An 18926-nucleotide genomic window follows, 5' to 3' on the forward strand; every position below is an offset into this window, starting at 1 on the left:
AGGGTGTTGCAACTACCGCGAGGCGCTCGCCTGCAGGATGCGGCAGAGCGAAACCAGCCCGCTGTCATAACCGCCGCCAACGACATCGCGACAGCGTTTGATCAGCTTGACCCGCTCGCCGACGGGCAGTGCATTGAACGCGGCCATCGAAGCGCCTGGTGAAACCGAGCCTCCCGAACCGCCTCCGGTTCCACCGCCAACGCTGCCGCCACCCCCGGAGCTCCCGCCGCCGGATCCCGTTCCAACTCCCACGCCGAGCCCAAGCCCGACGCCGTTGCCGCCGCCTGCATTGGCCTTGAGACCAGCAGTCAGGCCATTCCGTCCACCGACCGTGGCATTGACCGAAGTGTTGAGCCCTTTTCCGCCGCCAAGGCCGACATCGGCATCCGCGTTGATGCCATTGGCGCCGCCGGCGCTCGCCTGCACATCGGCGTTGACGCCTTGCGCACCGCCGATCGAGGCGTTTGCGTTGGCATTGACGCCGTTTGCGCCGCCGAGCGATGCATCGACATCGGCCTTAAGGCCGTTCGAGCCACCAAGTCCGACATTGGCGTTCAGCCCGCTCGGGCCACCGACGGACACGCCGACGCCAAGACCGTTCGCACTCTGTGAAAATGCCGGCTGGGACAGCGCCACCGTCGCAAGAAGACCGAGCGACAACGCAAATACATTCCTCCGCATGATCGTCCTCCTAACAAGGTCAGGGTCGGAATGGCCCCGACAAAGGGGATACGTCGCAGGGTTGCTGCCGGTTGCAGCGGATCAGCCGAAAAGCGAGGGTTTTGCCCGGTGTGGATAACACAGGGCGAAGATGCGGCCGAAGGCGTGTCTTTTCGAAACGATGGCCTTGGCACCCAAACAGGATCGCCGCACTGAAAGTGGTGCGGTGATCGTTCTGAGGCTCTTAGCGGATCAAAGGACGTCTGATGAGACGCGCGCCGTTGTAAGGCTGGCCAATGGCCCGAAAAAGCCGATGATGCGCGTAATGCGCGTCGCGTTGGGATCGAGGAATGCGATGTCCAGACCCTCGGGGAAAGATGATCCGTCGGGCATCACAAATCGCCAGGCGAAGCGTGCGATCCCATGATGAACATCCACGTCGCTTGTCCGAGTAATACGCGCGCCCGGGTGCCCAGCCTGAATACCTGCAATGTGCGCGAGCAGTTCTTCTGCACCGGCGGCATGAACCGTCGGGTCCGTGTACGTTGCGCCATCGGCCCAGATCGGCACCAGCAACGCCCGCCTCTGCTCGGCGTCCTCCGACGACCAGGCAGCGCAATACGAATCGATAAGATCTGTTAACGGCACGCTTCTTCACTCCCTTAGATCATAGGTTCCGACACGCTCCGACGGCCAAGTCGAGGAGCATGCTCCTTCTCGCCGCAAGATAGCTGACGGCTGTTCGGCTGCTGCATTTATCCTTCGATCGTCTCCGATCAATGGAGCACTGCCGCGGCCGCCCACCTGCAGGCACGCAACGTCGCGGGAGAAAACTATGACGTCGACGCTGCGAGGCCAATACGCACCGCGCGGTCAGTGGTTACCCAGAGGTAAGGGAAGATGAACAGGCCCGCCGACTAGGGCTGATTGCAGCGATGAAGACGGTCGCGGGTCAGTGCGAGCATAAAAGTTACAGGTCCCGTCCCGCGACGATGCTTGCGGGTGCGCCAAGCCTGCTCAGCTCGCAGCGGCCTCCTCGACGCTGGCACCTGGGACCGTCGCACCGCAATTACGGTGCGACGGCGGCCTTTGCGCGTCTGTTATGACGCAAGCTGTGTTGAGCGCCAAAGACAAGAGCGAACTGTCCGCTCTCGCGCCGACAGCGTCAGTGGCTGTCGCGGTTCATCGGAATTTCCGCGCCGCGCGGACCGACGAGGAAGTCGAGATCCGCGCCCGTGTCGGCCTGCATCACGCTCTTGACGTAGAGGCCGGCATAACCACCCTTGAGCGGCATCACCGGCGACACCCAGGCAGCGCGACGACGGGCCAGTTCTTCGTCGGAGACATCGAGATGGATGGTGCGGGCCGGCACGTCGACGGCGATCATGTCGCCGTTTTGAACCAGTGCCAGCGGGCCGCCATCGGCCGCTTCCGGCGCCGTGTGCAGGATGACCGTACCGTAGGCCGTGCCGGACATGCGCGCATCGGAGATGCGGATCATGTCGGTAATGCCCTTTTTCAGCACCTTCGGGGGCAGGCCCATGTTGCCGACCTCGGCCATGCCCGGGTAACCCTTCGGGCCGCAATATTTCAGCACCATCACGCAGGTCTCGTCGATGTCGAGATCATCGCGATTGATGCGGGCGTGGTAGTCCTCGATGCTCTCGAACACCACCGCCCGGCCCTTGTGCTGCATCAGGTGCGGCGATGCGGCGGACGGCTTCAGCACGCAGCCCTTGGGCGCAAGATTGCCGCGCAGCACCGCGATGCCGCCGGACTTGGTCAGCGCTTTGTCGCGCGGCACGATGACGTCGTCATTGTAGTTGACGACATCCTTGACGTCGTTCCAGATCGTGTCACCGGTGACGGTCACAGCATCCTTGTGAAGGAGGCCCATTTCGCCCACGGCCTTGATCACGACCGGCAGCCCGCCGGCATAATAGAACTCCTCCATCAGGTACTTGCCCGACGGCTGCAGGTTGACGATCGTCGGCACGTCGCGGCCGAGGCGATCCCAATCGTCGAGACTGAGGTCGACACCGACACGGCCGGCAAGCGCCAAGAGGTGCAGCACGGCGTTGGTCGAGCCGCCGACCGCGCCGTTGACGCGAATGGCGTTCTCGAAGGCCTGCTTCGTCAGGATATCCGAAGGCTTCAGATCCTCCTTGACCATGTCGACGATGCGGCGGCCGGAGAGCTGGGAGATCACCCGGCGGCGGGCATCGACGGCAGGGATCGCCGCATTGCCGGGCAGGGTCATGCCGAGCGCTTCGGCCATCGAGGCCATGGTCGAGGCCGTGCCCATGGTCATGCAACTGCCGGCCGAGCGGGCCATGCCCTGCTCCGCATCCATGAATTCGGCGAGCGACATCTCGCCGGACTTCACCATTTCCGAAAACTGCCAGATCGCCGTGCCCGAGCCGACATCCTTGCCGCGCCACTTGCCGTTCAGCATCGGGCCGCCAGAAACGAGGATGACCGGGATGTCGACGCTGGCAGCCCCCATCAGCAGGCTCGGCGTGGTCTTGTCGCAACCGCCGAGCAGCACGACGCCATCGACCGGATTGCCGCGGATCGCCTCTTCGACGTCCATGGCCGCAAGATTGCGGAACATCATCGCCGTGGGCCGCAGCGTGCTTTCGCCAACGGAAAACACCGGGAATTCGACCGGGAAGCCACCGGCCTCGTAGACGCCGCGCTTCACCCGCTCTGCGAGATCACGCAGATGCGCGTTGCACGGCGTCAGCTCCGACCAGGTGTTACAGATGCCGATGATCGGCCGGCCATCGAAGGTGTCGGCGGGCAGGCCCTGGTTCTTCATCCAGGAGCGGTGCATGATGGCATTCTTGCCGGTACCGCCGAACCAATCCTGCGAACGCAGCTTGCGCGGCCATTCAGCTTTCTTCTTCATCTCTTCCTTCCTTATGCGGCCCGCACCGTTCACGCGGGCCCGATGACGGCGTGCTTCAGGCGAGCGTGTAGGCCGTCTTGACGGTGGTGTAGAACTCGGCGGCGTAGCGCCCCTGCTCGCGCGAGCCGTGGGACGAACCCTTGCGGCCGCCGAAGGGCACGTGGAAATCGACGCCCGCCGTCGGCAGGTTGACCATCACCATGCCGGCCTCGGCATTGCGCTTGAAATGGGTCGCGTGCTTGAGGCTGGTGGTGGCGATGCCCGAGGACAGACCGAAGGGCGTGTCGTTGGCGACAGTGAGCGCCTCATCGTAGTCCTTGACGCGGATGACGGATGCGACCGGCCCGAAGATCTCTTCCCGAGAAATGCGCATCGCGTTCGTCGCTTCGGTGAACAGCGTCGGCTGCAGGTAGAAACCGGGCGTGTCGCGCTTCAGAAGCTCGCCGCCGAAGGCAAGCTTGGCGCCTTCCTGGCGGCCGATGGCGATATAGTCGGTGTCCTGGTTGAGCTGGCTCTCATCGACCACCGGACCGATCTGGGTGCCGGCCTTCAAGGCGTCGTCGATCACAAGCCCCTTCATCCGTTCGCCCATGGCCGCCACGAAGCGATCATGAATGCCCTCGGTGACGATGAGGCGCGAAGATGCCGTGCAACGCTGGCCGGTCGAGAAGAAGGCGGAGTTGACCGCGGCTTCCACTGCAACATTGAGGTCGGCGTCATCGAGCACGACGAAGGGGTTCTTGCCGCCCATCTCCAGCTGGTATTTGCGATTGTGTTCGACGGAGGCGAGCGCCACGCGTTTGCCCGTGCCGGTCGAGCCGGTGAAGGTGATGGCGTGAATGTCGGGGCTGTCGAGCATCGCCTGGCCGACGACCGAGCCCTTGCCCATGACGAGGTTCAAGACGCCCTTCGGCAGGCCGGCGCGGTTAAGAATGTCGACGATGGCCCAGGAACTGCCGGGCACCAGTTCGGCCGGCTTGAAGACGACGGTGTTGCCGTAGCAGAGTGCCGGCGCGATCTTCCAGGCGGGAATGGCGATCGGGAAGTTCCAGGGCGTGATGATGCCGACGACACCGACCGGCTCGCGGGTGATCTCGACGCCGATATTGGGTCTTGCCGACGGCAGCACCTCGCCCGCCAACCGCAGGCACTCGCCGGCGAAGAAGTCGAAGATCTGGCCGGCGCGCACCGTCTCGCCGATGCCTTCGGCCAAGGTCTTGCCTTCCTCACGCGACAAGAGCTTTCCGAGTTCGTCCTTGCGCGCAAGGATCTCGTCGGCGGTCTTCCTCAGGATCGCGTGGCGCTCGAGAATACCGGAGCGCGACCAGGCCGGAAACGCCGCCTTCGCAGCCGCGATCGCCAAACGCGCATCCTCGGCTGACGCGCGGGCGTATTCGCCGACCACGTCGTTGGTATCGGACGGGTTGATGTTGGCAACCCCGTCACCGCCGACCCATTCGCCGGCTATCAGGTTCTGGTGCAAAGTCATGGCCTCAGGCCTCCTTCATAGATGCGCATGACCGTCCCTCGCGAACGGTCGCGCTTAGGAGATGTGTCAGAGCTGGCGGATCGCGACCTCTTCGTCAGCTGCGATCGCGAGAGCGTTGCGGAGCGGAAGGCCAAAACCATCGGCCTCGATCTCAAACACGTCACCTTCCTCGGTGCGGATGCCATCACCGAAGGACAGCGTCGCCGTGCCGAACATGTGCACGTGGATGTCGCCCGGCTGGCGGAACAAGCCATACTTGAAATGGTGATGCTCGAGATTGGCAAAGCTGTGCGACATGTTGGCTTCGCCCGACAGGAACGGCTTTTCCCACAGCACCTTGCCACCACGCAGGATACGCGACATGCCGCGAATGTCCTCCGGTGCGACACCGATGCGGATCTCCGGACCGAAGCTCGCCTGGCGCAGCTTCGAATGCGCGAGCCAGAGATAGTTGACCCTCTCGGTCTTGTGGTCGGAGAATTCGTTGGCAACGGCAAAACCGATGCGGAACGGCACGCCCTCGTCGGAGATCACGTAGATGCCGGCCATTTCCGGCTCTTCGCCACCATCCTCGGCAAAGGCGGGCGAAACGAGCGCATCACCCGGCGCCACGGCGGAGGTGCCGTTGCCCTTGTAGAACCATTCCGGCTGCACGCCTGTTTCGCCGGCCTTCGGCTTGCCGCCTTCGAGCCCCATGCGGAACATCTTCATCGAGTCGGTCAGGGTTTCCTCGGCCGCCTCGCTCGTCTTCTTGTGCATGGCGTCGCGGGTTGCGGCGGAGCCGAGATGGGTGAGACCCGTGCCGGTCAGGTGCAGGTGTGCCGGATCCGGATGAGTGATCGGCGGCAGGAAGCGCCCCTCCGCATAGGCCTTTTCGAGGTCGACGGCGGCGCCGAGCCCCTTGGCCTCGATCGTCTGCTTCAGGCTCCATCCGGCATTGGCCGCTTCCACCGCCAGCGCATAGACGCTTGTCGCGCCGTTCACCGCATGCGCCGCCTCACCCGGCAGCCGTACCGCCACCGTGATCGACCCGTCTTCGTTCCTGATCTGCGAAATCAGCACGATGCTATCCTTCCTATCGTCTTGGGTCGCTGTGTTCGCCTCTTCAAGGCAAAAGCGTCCCCGTGGGTGGCTTTCGCCACCCAATTCCGGCGGACCAATCCGCCGATCCTGGCAGCTGTGGCTGCCGGTGAATGTTACTGGTTCGCGTCGGGTCTTATGGCTTTCCGCTCAACCCTTGTTCTTGTTGTAGACATCGAAGAACACGGCAGCGAGCAGCACGAGGCCCTTGATCAACTGCTGGTAATCGATGCCGATGCCCATGATCGACATGCCGTTGTTCATCACGCCCATGATGAAGGCGCCGATGACGGCCCCGATGATCTTGCCTACACCGCCCGACGCCGAGGCACCGCCGATAAAGCAGGCCGCAATGACGTCGAGCTCGAAACCGACGCCGGCCTTCGGCGTTGCCGAATTGAGGCGAGCGGTGATGATCATGCCGGCGAGTGCCGCAAGCACGCCCATGTTGACGAAGGTGTAGAAGGTCAGCCGCTCGGTGTTGATGCCCGAAAGCTTGGTCGCCTTGACGTTGCCGCCCATGGCATAGATGCGGCGACCGATCGTCGAGCGCGTGGTGACGAAGGTATAGAGCGCAATCAGCACGGCCATGGCGATCAGCACGTTCGGCAGGCCGCGATAGGTCGCAAGCTGGAAGCCGATGAACAGCGCCACGGCAGCGATGACAGCCATCTGCACGGCGAAGAAAATGAACGGCTCGTTCTCCGTGCCGTGCTGCTCGTTGATCTTGCGGTCACGAATGCCCGCGTAGATCGCGTAGCCGACGAGCGCGATGACGGCGACGAGCGCCACCATGTTCTGAATGGTCTCGGGCGCCGGATTGAGGAAATAGAGGAAATCCGGAACGAAGCCGGTCGACAGCAGCTGGAATTCCTTCGGGAACGGACCGATCGGGCGGCCGCCGAGCACCACATAGGTGAGCCCGCGGAACACCAGCATGCCGGCCAGCGTCACGATGAAGGATGGGATCTTCTGGTAGGCAACCCAATAGCCCTGGGCCGCCCCCATGACGCCGCCAACGATCAGACAGGCGGGAATGACGATAATGGCGGGCAAGCCCCATTTGACCAGCATGATCGCTGAGATCGCGCCGATGAAGGCGACGATCGAGCCGACCGACAGGTCGATATGCCCGGCAACGATGATCAGCAGCATGCCGAGCGCCATGATGACGATGAAGGAGTTCTGCAGCACCAGGTTGGTGATGTTGACCGGCTTGAACAGCACGCCGTTGGTGACGAACTGGAAGAACAGCATGATCACCACGAGCGCGACGAGCAGGCCGTATTCGCGGATGTTGTTCTTGAGATAGTCCCCGATCGAGGGCTTGTTGTTTTGGGTGCTCGTATCGGCGACCATTAGTGTTTCTCCCCTGAACGCATGATGGCACGCATGATGGATTCCTGGCTCGCTTCCGCCTTCGAAAGCTCCGCGACGATGCGGCCCTCGTTCATGACGTAGATGCGATCGCAGGTTCCAAGCAGCTCCGGCATTTCCGATGAGATCATCAGGATGCCCTTACCCTCGGCGGCAAGCTGGTTGATGATGGTGTAGATCTCATACTTCGCGCCGATATCGATACCGCGTGTCGGCTCGTCGAGAATGAGAACTTCCGGATTGGTGAACAGCCATTTGGACAAGACGACCTTCTGCTGGTTGCCGCCCGAAAGGTTGACCGTTTCCTGATAGATCGAGTGCGAACGGATGCGCAGCTTCGAGCGATAGTCGGAGGCGACCTTCGCTTCCTTGCGATCGTCGATGACGCCGTTCGCGGCCACCGCCTTCAGATTGGAGAGCGTTGTGTTCTCCTTGATGTTGTTGATCAGCACGAGCCCGAGCTGCTTGCGGTCCTCGGTGACATAGGCGAGCCCCGCATCGATCGCACGCGGAATGGTGCTGACGTCGACGGGCTTGCCGCGCATCGTCACGTCGCCGGTGATCTTGTGGCCCCAGGACTTGCCGAAGAGGCTCATCGCCGTTTCGGTGCGCCCTGCCCCCATCAACCCGGCGATGCCGACGACCTCGCCGGCGCGCACGGTGAAATTGACGTCGTGCAGGAACTGCCGGTCGCGGTGCTGCTGGTGGAAGACGTTCCAGTTCTTCACTTCGAGCAGCGTCTCGCCGATCTTCGGTTCGCGCGGCGGATAACGGTCTTCCATGGCGCGGCCGACCATGCCCTTGATGATCCGGTCTTCGCCAATGTCTTCGCTGTGACAGTCGAGCGTTTCGACCGTGCCGCCGTCGCGCAGGATGGTGATCTGGTCGGCGACCTTGCGGATCTCGTTCAGCTTGTGCGAAATGATGATCGAGGTCATGCCCTGGGTGCGAAACTCCATCAGCAGCTTCAAAAGCGCATCGGAATCGGTTTCGTTGAGCGAGGCGGTCGGCTCGTCAAGGATCAACAGCCGCACCTTCTTCGAAAGCGCCTTGGCGATCTCGACCAGTTGCTGCTTGCCGACACCGATGTCGGTGATCAACGTCGCCGGGGATTCGCTCAAGCCAACCTTCTTCAGCAGTTCCTGCGTACGGGCAAAGGTCTGCGGCCAGTGAATCACACCGTTGCTGGCGATCTCGTTGCCGAGGAAGATGTTCTCGGCGATCGACAGCAGCGGCACCAGCGCCAGTTCCTGGTGGATGATGATGATGCCGAGGTCTTCGCTGTCGGAAATCGTCGAGAAGCGGCGGGCTTCGCCGCCATAGTGGATTTCGCCATCATAGGTGCCGGCGGGATAGACGCCGCTCAGCACCTTCATCAGCGTCGACTTGCCGGCGCCGTTTTCGCCGACGAGTGCGTGGATCTCGCCTTCGCGGACCTTGAAGCTGACATTGTCCAGCGCCTTGACGCCCGGGAACGTCTTGGTGATGCCCCGCATTTCAAGAATGATATTGTCCATGTTCAGTCATTCCAGCGGCAGTCTTCAAGAGAGTACCGGCTCCGTCATCTGGATAAAAGGGCCCGCGCGCATGCACGGGCCCTCACGCTCAAAAAGATCAGTTGTTGATCTGGTCTTCGGTGTAGTAGCCCGAGCTGACGAGCACGTCCTTGATGTTGGACTTGTCGACGGCAACCGGCTTCAGCAGGTAGGACGGAACCACCTTGACGCCGTTGTCATAGGTCTTGGTGTCGTTCACTTCCGGCTCCTTGCCTTCCATGATCGCGTTGACCATGCCGACGGTGACCTTGGCGAGTTCGCGCGTGTCCTTGAAGATCGACGAATACTGTTCGCCGGCAAGGATCGACTTGACCGACGGCAGTTCGGCGTCCTGGCCGGTGACGGCAGGCATTGCCATGTCGCCCGAACCGTAGCCGACGCCCTTCAGCGCCGAAATGATGCCGATCGACAGGCCGTCATAGGGCGACAGAACGCCATCGACCTTGGCGTCGGTGTAGTTCGACGACAGCAGGTTTTCCATGCGGGCCTGGGCCACGGCACCGTCCCAACGCAGCGTGCCGACCTGGTCCATGCCCTTCTGGCCGGACTTGACGACGATCTTCTTGCTGTCGATCAGCGGCTGCAGGACCGACATCGCGCCGTCGTAGAAGAAGAAGGCGTTGTTATCGTCCGGCGAACCACCGAACAGCTCGATGTTCTTCGGCTCGGTTGCGCCGTCGAGCTTGAGGCCCTGGACCAGCGACGTGGCCTGCTGCACGCCGACCTGGAAGTTGTCGAAGGTGGCGTAGTAGTCGACATTGCCCGAGTCGCGGATCAGGCGGTCATAGGCGATGACCTTGACGCCGGCGTCGTGGGCCTTCTGCAGGATGTCGGAGAGCGTGGTGCCGTCGATGGCGCCGATGACGAGAACCTTGGCGCCCTTGGTCACCATGTTCTCGATCTGGGCGAGCTGGTTCGGGATGTCGTCGTCAGCAAACTGCAGGTCCGGCGTGTAACCAGCTTCCTTGAACAGCTTCTCCATGGTCTCGCCGTCGGAAATCCAGCGGGTCGACGTCTTCGTCGGCATGGAAATGCCGACCGTGCCCTTGTCCTGCGCAAATGCCGGTGCAGCGAAGGACGCGATCGAAATCGCGGCGGCTGCGAGAAGCGAAGTCATCAATTTCATCAGTTCTCTCCCAAAAAAGTTGAAGCCGGCAGGCGAGAGCCTTTCCGTCTATGCGCAGCAATCCGCCGCCCGAGATCTTCGTCTCCGGCAGCGGATCAAGGTGAAGGAGAGGCCTCCCCGCCTCGCATGCTCCTACATGCGCTGGCACATAAGCAAAAACTGGAATGAAACCATATAACTGTCAAATACAATTTTGCTTTGAATACATACCAAAAGTGATATATCGAGCGCAAACAGTGTGATTTTTGAAAATCCCTGAAAACCAAAGAAAAAAACGCAGAGGTTGAAATGCGCGATCAGAAACCGAGCACCGCCGGCGAACTCTTCGATTCGACGCTTTTCCGCTCGGGCCTGAAGATCAGCCACCTCCGGCTGATTCTCGCGATCGACGATCACCGCCGCATCAGCGCAGCCGCTGACGCCCTCGGCATCTCGCAACCGGCGGCCTCGCGCATGCTCTCGGAAATCGAGACCATGCTGAAGGCGCCGGTCTGCGAACGCGTTGCCCGCGGTGTCCTGTTGACGCCCTATGGCGAAGCGCTGGCGCGACGCGCGCGCAGCATCTTTCTGGAACTCCGGGAGGCATCGCGCGAGATCAACGAGTTGAAGACCGGCAGCGGCGGCTCGGTTTCGCTCGGCTCGGTCACCGGCCCGGCGCTCAATCTCGCCGTGCCCGCCATCCGTCAGGTGATGACCGCCTATCCCGGCATCGAGATCAACGTCCAGATCGAAAACAGCAACGTGCTGGCAAGGGAACTGCTCGCCGCCCGCCACGATTTCATCATCGGCCGCATCCCCGACGACCAGCCGCCGCGGCTCTTCAACATGGTGGAGATCGGCTACGAGGAGGTTTGCCTGATCGTGCGCGACGGCCATCCGCTGCTCGACAAGCCCATGGTCGTCGCCGAGGACTTGCCCTCCTATGACTGGGTATTCCAGCCGCCCGGCACCCTTCTGAGACGCGCGGTCGAAGACAGCTTCGTGGCGGCCGGGGTGAGACTGCCGGCGACCGTGATCAACACCTCCTCGATCATCCTGACGCTGTCGATGGTGCGCAACACCAACGCAATTGCACCTGTGGCACTCGACGTCGCCAACCTGATTGCCGGCAACGGTACGCCGGCCGGCGAAATCCGCATCCTGAAGACCGAAATCCCGATCCGAATCAAACCCTATGGGCTGATCACTGCCGAGGGACGCGCGCTGCCGCCGAGCGCCAAGCTGCTCTACGACCTGATCCTCAAGCAGGGCCGCGCCTGATCAGCCCTGGCATGATCAGTCTGATCAGCCCGGGATAATCTCCGCCTGCCATGGTGCGCCGCGATCGGAGACGTCATGTTTGGAATGTCAGTCTTTCAGTCGGTGCTCGAGCGGCTGAAATCGGAAGAGGATATCGAACCGGCACCGGCTGAAGCGACGCGCGTCGCCACGCCTTACGCCCCGGCATTCGACAACGCCTTTGCTGCCGAAAGCGCCCGCTCGGCTGCCTTCGGCGCCGTCGAGCGGGCCTATCTCGATGCGTCCTTCGTGGAGCCGCCACCTCCACCGGTCATGCCGGACTATCTCAGCCGTACGACCCTTGCCGACGTGGCCGAGGAACTGGCCCTTGTCGACCACGAAACACAAATGACGCTTGCGGCAAAGCGCCGGGCCTTCGCGGCCCTGAACCATCCGGACCGTCTGCCGGCCGCGTTTCGCGCCAATGCCACCGTGCGCATGAAACTCGCCAACATGCTGATCGACGAAGCCGCAAAGCAGATGCGCGCCATCACCCCGGCGCCGTGAACCTCAGCCAGCGTCGCTCCCGTCGCCCTTGCCTTGCCCCTCGTCCCCAGCTTTCTCAACGCCCTTCTCGCTCGGCTTGTAGAAAACCAAGAGAGCCGCCGAGGCATAGGCGGTGACCGCGAGGAAAATCATCCCCCACATCGTTTGCTCGCCCAGGAATTCGACCACTGTCCAGACGCCGCAGAAGCCCACGATCAGCAGACGGATCCACAGTGGGCGGTAGAAGGGATGGTCCGGATCGATGAATTTGAGCATTCTGTCCTCTGGTGGCCTTGTCGCGTGCGTCCCATTTAGGGGAAATTCGTCGCGGACGGCAAGGCCATGGCCTCCGACTCCCTTGACGGGCGCAATAAAAATGGAATAAAAATTCCGAAATAATCTACATCGGCGACTTCATTCTAAATAGGAAGTGGCCGAGTAGAAACGGAGGTATCAAGGGAGAGGTGCTGAGCGCAGCGTTCCAACGCGCGGTCATTCGTGGCAATTCTCCAAACCATTCGCGGAAGCAGCGTTCCGCGGCGCCTTTGCGCGATGAGCGCCGATCATCACGCCCCTTCCCGGTCGCGAACCGGAATTCGAGAGAAACAGAGATGACAGTCAGATTTGGTCTTCTGGGCGCCGGCCGCATCGGCAAGGTTCATGCGAAAGCCGTCAGCGGCAATCCCGACGCTGTGCTTGTTGCCGTCGCCGATGCCTTCCCCGCCGCCGCCGATGCCATCGCCAAGCAGTATGGCTGCGAGGTCCGCACCATAGAAGCGATCGAAGCGGCGAAGGACATCGACGCCGTCGTCATCTGCACGCCGACTGATACCCATGCCGACCTGATCGAACGCTTCGCCCGCGCCGGCAAGGCGATCTTCTGCGAGAAGCCCGTCGATCTCGACGCCGAGCGCGTGAAGGCCTGCCTCAAGGTCGTGAGCGAGACCAAGGCCAAGCTGATGGTCGGCTTCAACCGCCGCTTCGACCCGCATTTCATGGCCGTGAAGAAGGCGATCGACGCCGGCAAGATCGGCGATGTCGAAATGGTGACGATCACCTCGCGCGATCCGGGCGCCCCGCCGGTCGACTATATCAAGCGTTCGGGCGGCATCTTCCGCGACATGACCATCCACGACTTCGACATGGCCCGCTTCCTACTCGGCGAAGAGCCGGTCTCGGTGACGGCAACCGCTGCCGTTCTCGTCGACAAGGCGATCGGCGAAGCCGGCGACTACGACAGCGTTTCGGTCATCCTGCAGACGGCGTCCGGCAAGCAGGCGATCATCTCCAACTCCCGACGCGCCACCTACGGCTACGACCAGCGCATCGAAGTCCACGGCTCGAAGGGCGTGGCTTCCGCCGAGAACCAGCGCCCGGTCTCGATCGAGATCGCCAATGGCGACGGCTACACCCGCCCGCCGCTGCATGATTTCTTCATGACCCGCTATACCGAAGCCTATGCCAACGAGATCGAGAGCTTCATCGCCGCGATCGAAAAGGGTGCGGAAATCACGCCGTCCGGCAAGGATGGTCTCGCGGCTCTCGCGCTTGCCGATGCGGCTGTAAAGTCCGTCGTCGAAAAGCGCCAGATCAGCGTCGCCTGAGCCTTCAACCGACGACCGATCAAGGAGAAAGGCCGGGCGCCATGTGCCCGGCCTTTTTCGTATCCGCACTGCCCGGCCGCGGCCGTTTCAACCGTCGGCGCGCGCTGGCACCTTCTCCCGGCGCGCGGTTTCCTGGCCGGTGCTGGGCGCCGCACCCGGCCGACCGGAGAGAAAGCCCTGTATCTGCAGGCAGCCCTCCTCCGCGAGGATTTGTCTTTGCCGTTCGGTTTCGACGCCCTCGGTCACGACCGCGAGCCTAAGGCTGTGGCCAAGCGCGATGATCGCCCGGACGATCGCCTGCGCCGAAGGGTCCTTTTCCAGCGCCGCGGTGAAGCTGCAGTCGATCTTCAGCTTGTCGAAGGGGAACGTCTGAAGGTTGCTCAGCGACGAATGGCCGGTGCCGAAATCGTCCATGACAATCCGCACACCAAGGACCCGTAGCCGCACCAACACTGCCAGCACGTCCTCGCGATTGTGCATCAGCGCCGCCTCGGTGATCTCAAGTTCGAGCCGCCAGGGATTAAGGCCGGTGCGGCGCAGGATGTTCGCAACCTGGTCGAAGAGGTTGGGCAAAAGGAACTGGACCGGCGAAATGTTGACGGAAATCGGCAGGGGCTCGTTCCACTTCGCCGCTTCCGTGCAGGCCCGCTCCAGCACCCATTCGCCGATCTGGATGATCGAGCCGCTCTCCTCGGCAATCGGGATAAAGACATCCGGGCCGATCAACCCGCGCTGCGGATGCTCCCAGCGCAGCAGCGCTTCGTAGCCGATGATCCGGTCGCTCTGGACTTCGACCAGTGGCTGGTATTCGAGGAAGAATTGTCGGCGGAGCACCGCATGGCGCAGGTCGTTTTCGATCTGGCGGCGGGTGCGTACCGCCTCGTCCATCTCCCGGTCGAAGAAGCAGGCGATGCCCTTGCCGCTCTGCTTGGCGCGGTAGAGCGCCGTGTCGGCATTGTTGCGCAACTGATCCGCCGTCTGCCCGTCTGCCGGAAAGATCGCAGCCCCGATGCTGACGCCGACGGCGGTCGGGTCACGATTGGTGTCCATCTCGGCAGCAAACAGCGCCAGGATCCGGTCCGTCAACTGCCGCGCCGCCTCCGGCTCCCTGCCGCCCACCTGGATGATCGCAAACTCGTCGCCGCCGAGCCGGGCGATCGTATCCTGCTCGCCGACGGCTGCGCGCAGGATGTCGGCGACCTTCATCAGGATGCGATCGCCCTCGCCATGGCCGAAGATATCGTTGACCGCCTTGAAGCGGTCGAGGTCGAGGCAGAGGATCGCCAGTTCTTCGTTTCTCGCAGCAGCCGCCGCCAGCGTCTGGCCCAGCCTGCGGTCGAAGAAGGCGCGGTTCGGCAAGTCCGTCAGCGCGTCATGATGGGCGAGATGTTCGATCGTGCGCTCGGCTTCCTTACGCGCCCGCAGGTCACGCACGAAGATCACGTCGCATTCCCGGCCGCGATACTCGATCGTCCGGCACATGAACTCCACGGGAATGGTGCGCCCTTCTGCGTTCAAGAGGTCGATTTCGCCCGGACCGTCGCCGTGTCTGTGGGCGTCCAACCCCTCCTCGCCGAAGACGAAGATGTCTGCCGGGTGCCGTCCGGAAAGCTCCGAAAGCTTGCGACCTGTCAGGCCCGCGAAGCGCTCGTTGGCGTCCACGATTACGCCATCGAAGACGATCGCCATGCCTTCGAGCGATGCATTGGCGAGTCCGCGCAGATCTGTCAGATGCCGGTCGAGGAAGAGCGCGCCGAAGGCGAGCACGATCAATGTGGTCGAAGCGGCAATGACGCCGCCTGCAAGCCAGGCGGGATGCATGGTATCGGCAACGGCGACATTGGCCTCGGGCACCAGCGTGATGCCGCTCATCGAGGTGAAGTGCAGCGCGCAGATGCCGACGACCAGCAGGAGCGACGCGACGACCAGGCGCCGCACGCCGCGCAAGAGCTGAAAGGCGTAGAGCGCGGCACCGGCCAGCACCGTCCCGGCGAGTACGGCGGAGACGGTGAATTGGGGATCGTAGGCAATATGTCCCTGGATCTCGATTGCCCGCATGCCGGTAAAGTGCATCGCCGCAATGCCGGCGCCGAGCAGCAGGCCACCGCAGGTCATCGAGAGATGCGAGCGCCCGCCAAGACCGATCGCAAAGGCCATCCAGGACGCTGCGATCGCCACGGCCACCGACAGGAGCGTGCCCCAGGCGCCATAGGCAACGGGAACGCCGCCGTCATAGGCGAGCATGGCGATGAAATGGGTGGACCAGACGCCGATACCGCAGGCAAAACCGCTGGCCGCGATCCACAAACCGCGTTGGCTGCCTTCGCTTCGTTGCGCGCGCAACAGGAGCAGCATCGTCGCGACGCTGCCTGCCAGGCAGACGATCGAGGCAACCAGGATGAGGCGCCAGTCATGATCGTCGCGTATGCATGCAATCACTGAAAACATAATCGTCTCCCGCGTCAGGGTCACCTTGACAAGGAGTCGCTAAATAACTGTAAATTGTATCACTGGAATTGTTCGCCTTCGGTACAACCCCAAAAATGGTTGCCCGAAAATTCGCCTCAACCGTGCATCGCCGATCCGCCGACGCTGGCGATGTCGCCATCGATCACACCCAGCGCCCGCGCCAGGTGCCCCTCGAAAACCAGGCGCTGTTCGTCGGCAACGACCGTGATTTCCGGCGGCCCCTGAAGACGGATCTGCATCGATTGGGCAAGCCCCTCCTCGATCCCGGGCAGCATCAGATCGAAGTATCGGATGCCGGGTCCGGTGACATGGACCGGCATGCGCTCGTAGAGGCTCAACATGCGCGAGATGCCGTTGCCGAGCGCGATGCCGGCCTGGCGAAAGGCATAGCCGGCCATGCGGTGGCCCTGTCGTGCGCTGGCGGCAATCTTGTCGAGCTCCGTCACCGGAACGAACTTGGCGGGGATCGTGTCTGCCGGCACTTCGAACGCCGCGCGCAGGATGCCGTAGAACCCGGCCGCCGCCTCGATGCAGCCATAGGCGCCGCAGCGGCAAAGGCCCGCGGACGGCGCGTGCAGCATGTGGCCGAAATTCGGCGCGCTGACATCCATATCGCCGCTCTGGCTCTTGCGGGCAACACCAAGGCCGATGCTGTGGCCGAGCGAGATCGCCGCAAGCGCCCTAAAGCCGCTCTCCGGCTTACGCTCTGCCTGGGCGGCGAGGGCCTGCGCGACCAGAAGGGTTTCGTTGCTGAGCATGACCTTCGCCCGCCAGTCCGGCGCGAGCAGCGCGGCGAAATCCAGCTCCTCCCGCCCGAACACCGGCGACCACAAGAGCCGCGCGGACGCGCCGTCGACCAGGCCCTTGCTGCTGATAGAGACGGCCAGTACCTGGTTCCGCTCCAGTCTCGACCGCTGCAACAGGCGCTCGAGCGCATCGACGAATGCCCGGGCGAAAGGGGCCGTACCGCGCTCGTCGTGATTTCGGGTTTCGTCGAAGCGGTCGAGCAACGTGCCGCCGTAGTCGACCAGCGAATATTGCACGATGTCGGACGAGATCCGAACGACGATCAGATGACCGTGATCGCGGCGTGGCGTGAACAGCACCCGCGGCCGCCCGCGCCCGCCCTGGACCTGCTGCTCTGCCTTGGCGAGCGCACCAGCTTTTTCCAGTTCCGCCGTGATCGCCGAAACGGTCGCGGAGGCAAGCCCGGTCTCGGCAGAGATTTCCGTATGGGAGAGATTGCCGGCGCGCCTGAGCGCCGCAAGGACCAGCGCGCTGTTTTGCTGACGCACGAGCTCAGTGCTGGACTTGGTCAGCATGAGACGTCCCTGTCAGTGGCGGATCCTTCGAACACATGCCCCTCCCAAAGCATCTGTTGAACGGCAAGACAAGGAGCAGAACGCCTTGTCGACAGCCTTGTGGCACCGATTTTCAGGGCGGTCGAGAAACATCGGACGCGACCGCTCGCGGAGCACCTTGTTGATGCCGCAACCAAGCTTTCGCACCGTGTTGACAGCCTCAAAAATCCATGACATTCATTTTCTCGACTGTCGAGAAAATAATTCCGCACAATGTAGCGGCACGATCTACGACAGCGTCTTAAGGCTGGCGGAGGATGGTGCGGGAGGTTCGCACGCTTGGCCGGCCCTCACTCGGGAGGATGAAATGAAAACCGTTTTGAAGCTGATGGCAGGGGTTGCCGTCATCGTTTCCCTGCATTCCGTTGCCCAGGCGAAGGACCTGGTCGTCGGCGTATCCTGGTCCAACTTCCAGGAAGAGCGCTGGAAAACCGACGAAGCCGCCATCAAGGCAGCCCTCGAAGCCTCGGGCGACAAGTACATCTCCGCTGACGCCCAGTCGTCCGCCGCCAAGCAGCTGACCGACATCGAGTCGCTGATCGCTCAGGGCGCCAACGCACTGATCGTACTTGCCCAGGACAGCGACGCCATCGGCCCGGCGATCGAAAAGGCCGCTGCCGAAGGCATTCCGGTCGTCGGCTATGACCGCCTGATCGAAAACCCGGCCGCCTTCTACATCACCTTCGACAACAAGGAAGTGGGCCGCATGCAGGCCCGCGAAGTGTTCAAGGTCAAGCCGGAAGGCAACTATGTCTTCATCAAGGGCTCGTCCTCCGACCCGAACGCCGACTTCCTCTTCTCCGGACAGATGGAAGTGCTGAAGGAAGCCGTCGACGCCGGCAAGATCAAGAATGTCGGCGAAGCCTATACCGACGGCTGGAAGCCTGAAAACGCCCAGAAGAACATGGAGCAGTTCCTGACCGCCAACGACAACAAGGTCGATGCGGTCGTCGCTTCCAACGACGGCACCGCGGGCGGTGCGGTCGCAGCCCTCGACGCCCAGGGCCTGGCCGGCTCCGTTCCGGTCTCCGGGCAGGACGCCGACAAGGCGGCCCTGAACCGTGTTGCTCTCGGCACGCAGACCGTCTCGGTCTGGAAAGACAGCCGTGAACTCGGCAAGCGCGCCGCAGAAGTCGCCGTCGAACTTGCCGGCGGCAAGAAGATGGAAGAAGTCTCTGGCGTCACCACCTTCAACGGCGGCCCGAAGGGCGTGGCCATGCAGTCGGTCTTCCTGGCTCCCCTGCCGATCACCAAGGACAACCTGAACGTCGTCATCGACGCGGGCTGGATCTCCAAGGCTGAAGCCTGCCAGGGCGTCAAGGGCGACGTCGCGGCCTGCAAATAAGCCGCACCAGCAGAACTGAGCGCTGACAAAAGACAAGCGCCGCAACGCAACCCGTTGCGGCGCTTGCGCAAGGTGCGGACGCGGCGGACAATACCGCTACCGCGACCGCACAATCAGCACGAAGGCTCGGTTTCTGCCGTCGTACCGGACTTGTCGCGTCCACTTGGGGCTCTTGGTGCCACTG

The 18926-nt window shown here is 62.7% G+C and carries 15 protein-coding genes; 4 read left to right on the forward strand and 11 right to left on the reverse strand.

Going from position 1 to position 18926, the window contains the following annotated elements:
- Positions 1 to 12: 12 nt before the first annotated feature.
- From FA04_RS12605 to chvE, 8 genes are all read right to left on the reverse strand, one after another.
- Positions 13 to 681 (reverse strand): hypothetical protein, encoded by a 669-nt coding sequence (locus FA04_RS12605; RefSeq protein WP_034803457.1) that lies wholly within the window; start codon positions 679 to 681, stop codon positions 13 to 15.
- A 231-nt stretch (positions 682 to 912) separates the two neighbouring features.
- A complete protein-coding gene (locus tag FA04_RS12610) occupies positions 913 to 1236 on the reverse strand; it encodes a nuclear transport factor 2 family protein (protein WP_127889350.1) in 324 nt (107 codons plus the stop codon).
- Positions 1237 to 1825: 589 nt separating this feature from the next.
- Entirely contained in the window at positions 1826 to 3571 is a 1746-nt protein-coding gene (araD, locus tag FA04_RS12615; protein ID WP_034803454.1) for an L-arabinonate dehydratase, read from the reverse strand.
- A 55-nt stretch (positions 3572 to 3626) separates the two neighbouring features.
- Positions 3627 to 5060, reverse strand: coding sequence for an aldehyde dehydrogenase family protein (locus FA04_RS12620; RefSeq protein WP_064817004.1), 1434 nt, complete (start codon positions 5058 to 5060; stop codon positions 3627 to 3629).
- 66 nt (positions 5061 to 5126) lie between these two features.
- Positions 5127 to 6122, reverse strand: coding sequence for an AraD1 family protein (gene araD1, locus FA04_RS12625; protein WP_034793883.1), 996 nt, complete (start codon positions 6120 to 6122; stop codon positions 5127 to 5129).
- Between the two features lie 168 nt (positions 6123 to 6290).
- Positions 6291 to 7499, reverse strand: coding sequence for a multiple monosaccharide ABC transporter permease (mmsB, locus tag FA04_RS12630; RefSeq protein WP_034793886.1), 1209 nt, complete (start codon positions 7497 to 7499; stop codon positions 6291 to 6293).
- Positions 7499 to 9034 (reverse strand): multiple monosaccharide ABC transporter ATP-binding protein, encoded by a 1536-nt coding sequence (gene mmsA / locus FA04_RS12635; RefSeq protein ID WP_034793889.1) that lies wholly within the window; start codon positions 9032 to 9034, stop codon positions 7499 to 7501. The genes mmsB and mmsA overlap by 1 nt, the downstream gene beginning before the upstream one ends.
- Before the next feature lie 97 nt (positions 9035 to 9131).
- On the reverse strand, positions 9132 to 10199 hold the full coding sequence (gene chvE / locus FA04_RS12640; RefSeq protein ID WP_034793892.1) for a multiple monosaccharide ABC transporter substrate-binding protein: 1068 nt from the start codon (positions 10197 to 10199) through the stop codon (positions 9132 to 9134).
- Between the two features lie 288 nt (positions 10200 to 10487).
- Here chvE and FA04_RS12645 point away from each other — a divergent pair, with 288 nt between their 5' ends.
- Entirely contained in the window at positions 10488 to 11459 is a 972-nt protein-coding gene (locus FA04_RS12645; protein ID WP_034793895.1) for a LysR family transcriptional regulator, read from the forward strand.
- A gap of 75 nt (positions 11460 to 11534) precedes the next feature.
- Positions 11535 to 11984 (forward strand): hypothetical protein, encoded by a 450-nt coding sequence (locus FA04_RS12650; protein WP_034793909.1) that lies wholly within the window; start codon positions 11535 to 11537, stop codon positions 11982 to 11984.
- 3 nt (positions 11985 to 11987) lie between these two features.
- Here FA04_RS12650 and FA04_RS12655 read toward each other — a convergent pair whose 3' ends face one another.
- The gene (locus tag FA04_RS12655; RefSeq protein WP_034793912.1) at positions 11988 to 12239 is read right to left on the reverse strand and encodes a hypothetical protein; all 252 of its coding nucleotides are present in this window, start codon (positions 12237 to 12239) and stop codon (positions 11988 to 11990) included.
- Positions 12240 to 12574: 335 nt separating this feature from the next.
- On the opposite strand from FA04_RS12655, the gene iolG reads away from it, so the two are divergent.
- Entirely contained in the window at positions 12575 to 13567 is a 993-nt protein-coding gene (gene iolG / locus FA04_RS12660) for an inositol 2-dehydrogenase (RefSeq protein ID WP_034793914.1), read from the forward strand.
- Between the two features lie 87 nt (positions 13568 to 13654).
- Here iolG and FA04_RS12665 read toward each other — a convergent pair whose 3' ends face one another.
- A complete protein-coding gene (locus FA04_RS12665) occupies positions 13655 to 16015 on the reverse strand; it encodes a bifunctional diguanylate cyclase/phosphodiesterase (RefSeq protein ID WP_051659297.1) in 2361 nt (786 codons plus the stop codon).
- Between the two features lie 116 nt (positions 16016 to 16131).
- On the reverse strand, positions 16132 to 17358 hold the full coding sequence (locus tag FA04_RS12670) for an ROK family transcriptional regulator (RefSeq protein ID WP_034793917.1): 1227 nt from the start codon (positions 17356 to 17358) through the stop codon (positions 16132 to 16134).
- 346 nt (positions 17359 to 17704) lie between these two features.
- Between FA04_RS12670 and xylF the strand changes: the two genes are divergently transcribed.
- Entirely contained in the window at positions 17705 to 18742 is a 1038-nt protein-coding gene (gene xylF, locus FA04_RS12675; protein WP_034793921.1) for a D-xylose ABC transporter substrate-binding protein, read from the forward strand.
- The last annotated feature ends 184 nt before the right edge of the window (positions 18743 to 18926 follow it).

It is taken from the genome of Ensifer adhaerens, from assembly GCF_000697965.2.
In the GTDB taxonomy this organism is placed as follows: domain Bacteria; phylum Pseudomonadota; class Alphaproteobacteria; order Rhizobiales; family Rhizobiaceae; genus Ensifer; species Ensifer adhaerens.

Excerpts from the sequence above, each read along its gene's own strand:
- FA04_RS12645 (WP_034793895.1), top strand. The coding sequence starts at position 10,488 with ATGCGCGATCAGAAACCGAGCACCGCCGGCGAACTCTTCGATTCGACG.
- FA04_RS12620 (WP_064817004.1), bottom strand. The coding sequence starts at position 5,060 with ATGACTTTGCACCAGAACCTGATAGCCGGCGAATGGGTCGGCGGTGAC.
- mmsA (WP_034793889.1), bottom strand. The coding sequence starts at position 9,034 with ATGGACAATATCATTCTTGAAATGCGGGGCATCACCAAGACGTTCCCG.
- chvE (WP_034793892.1), bottom strand. The coding sequence starts at position 10,199 with ATGAAATTGATGACTTCGCTTCTCGCAGCCGCCGCGATTTCGATCGCG.
- FA04_RS12605 (WP_034803457.1), bottom strand. The coding sequence starts at position 681 with ATGCGGAGGAATGTATTTGCGTTGTCGCTCGGTCTTCTTGCGACGGTG.
- iolG (WP_034793914.1), top strand. The coding sequence starts at position 12,575 with ATGACAGTCAGATTTGGTCTTCTGGGCGCCGGCCGCATCGGCAAGGTT.
- FA04_RS12655 (WP_034793912.1), bottom strand. The coding sequence starts at position 12,239 with ATGCTCAAATTCATCGATCCGGACCATCCCTTCTACCGCCCACTGTGG.
- FA04_RS12650 (WP_034793909.1), top strand. The coding sequence starts at position 11,535 with ATGTTTGGAATGTCAGTCTTTCAGTCGGTGCTCGAGCGGCTGAAATCG.
- FA04_RS12665 (WP_051659297.1), bottom strand. The coding sequence starts at position 16,015 with ATGTTTTCAGTGATTGCATGCATACGCGACGATCATGACTGGCGCCTC.
- araD (WP_034803454.1), bottom strand. The coding sequence starts at position 3,571 with ATGAAGAAGAAAGCTGAATGGCCGCGCAAGCTGCGTTCGCAGGATTGG.
- mmsB (WP_034793886.1), bottom strand. The coding sequence starts at position 7,499 with ATGGTCGCCGATACGAGCACCCAAAACAACAAGCCCTCGATCGGGGAC.
- xylF (WP_034793921.1), top strand. The coding sequence starts at position 17,705 with ATGAAAACCGTTTTGAAGCTGATGGCAGGGGTTGCCGTCATCGTTTCC.
- FA04_RS12670 (WP_034793917.1), bottom strand. The coding sequence starts at position 17,358 with ATGCTGACCAAGTCCAGCACTGAGCTCGTGCGTCAGCAAAACAGCGCG.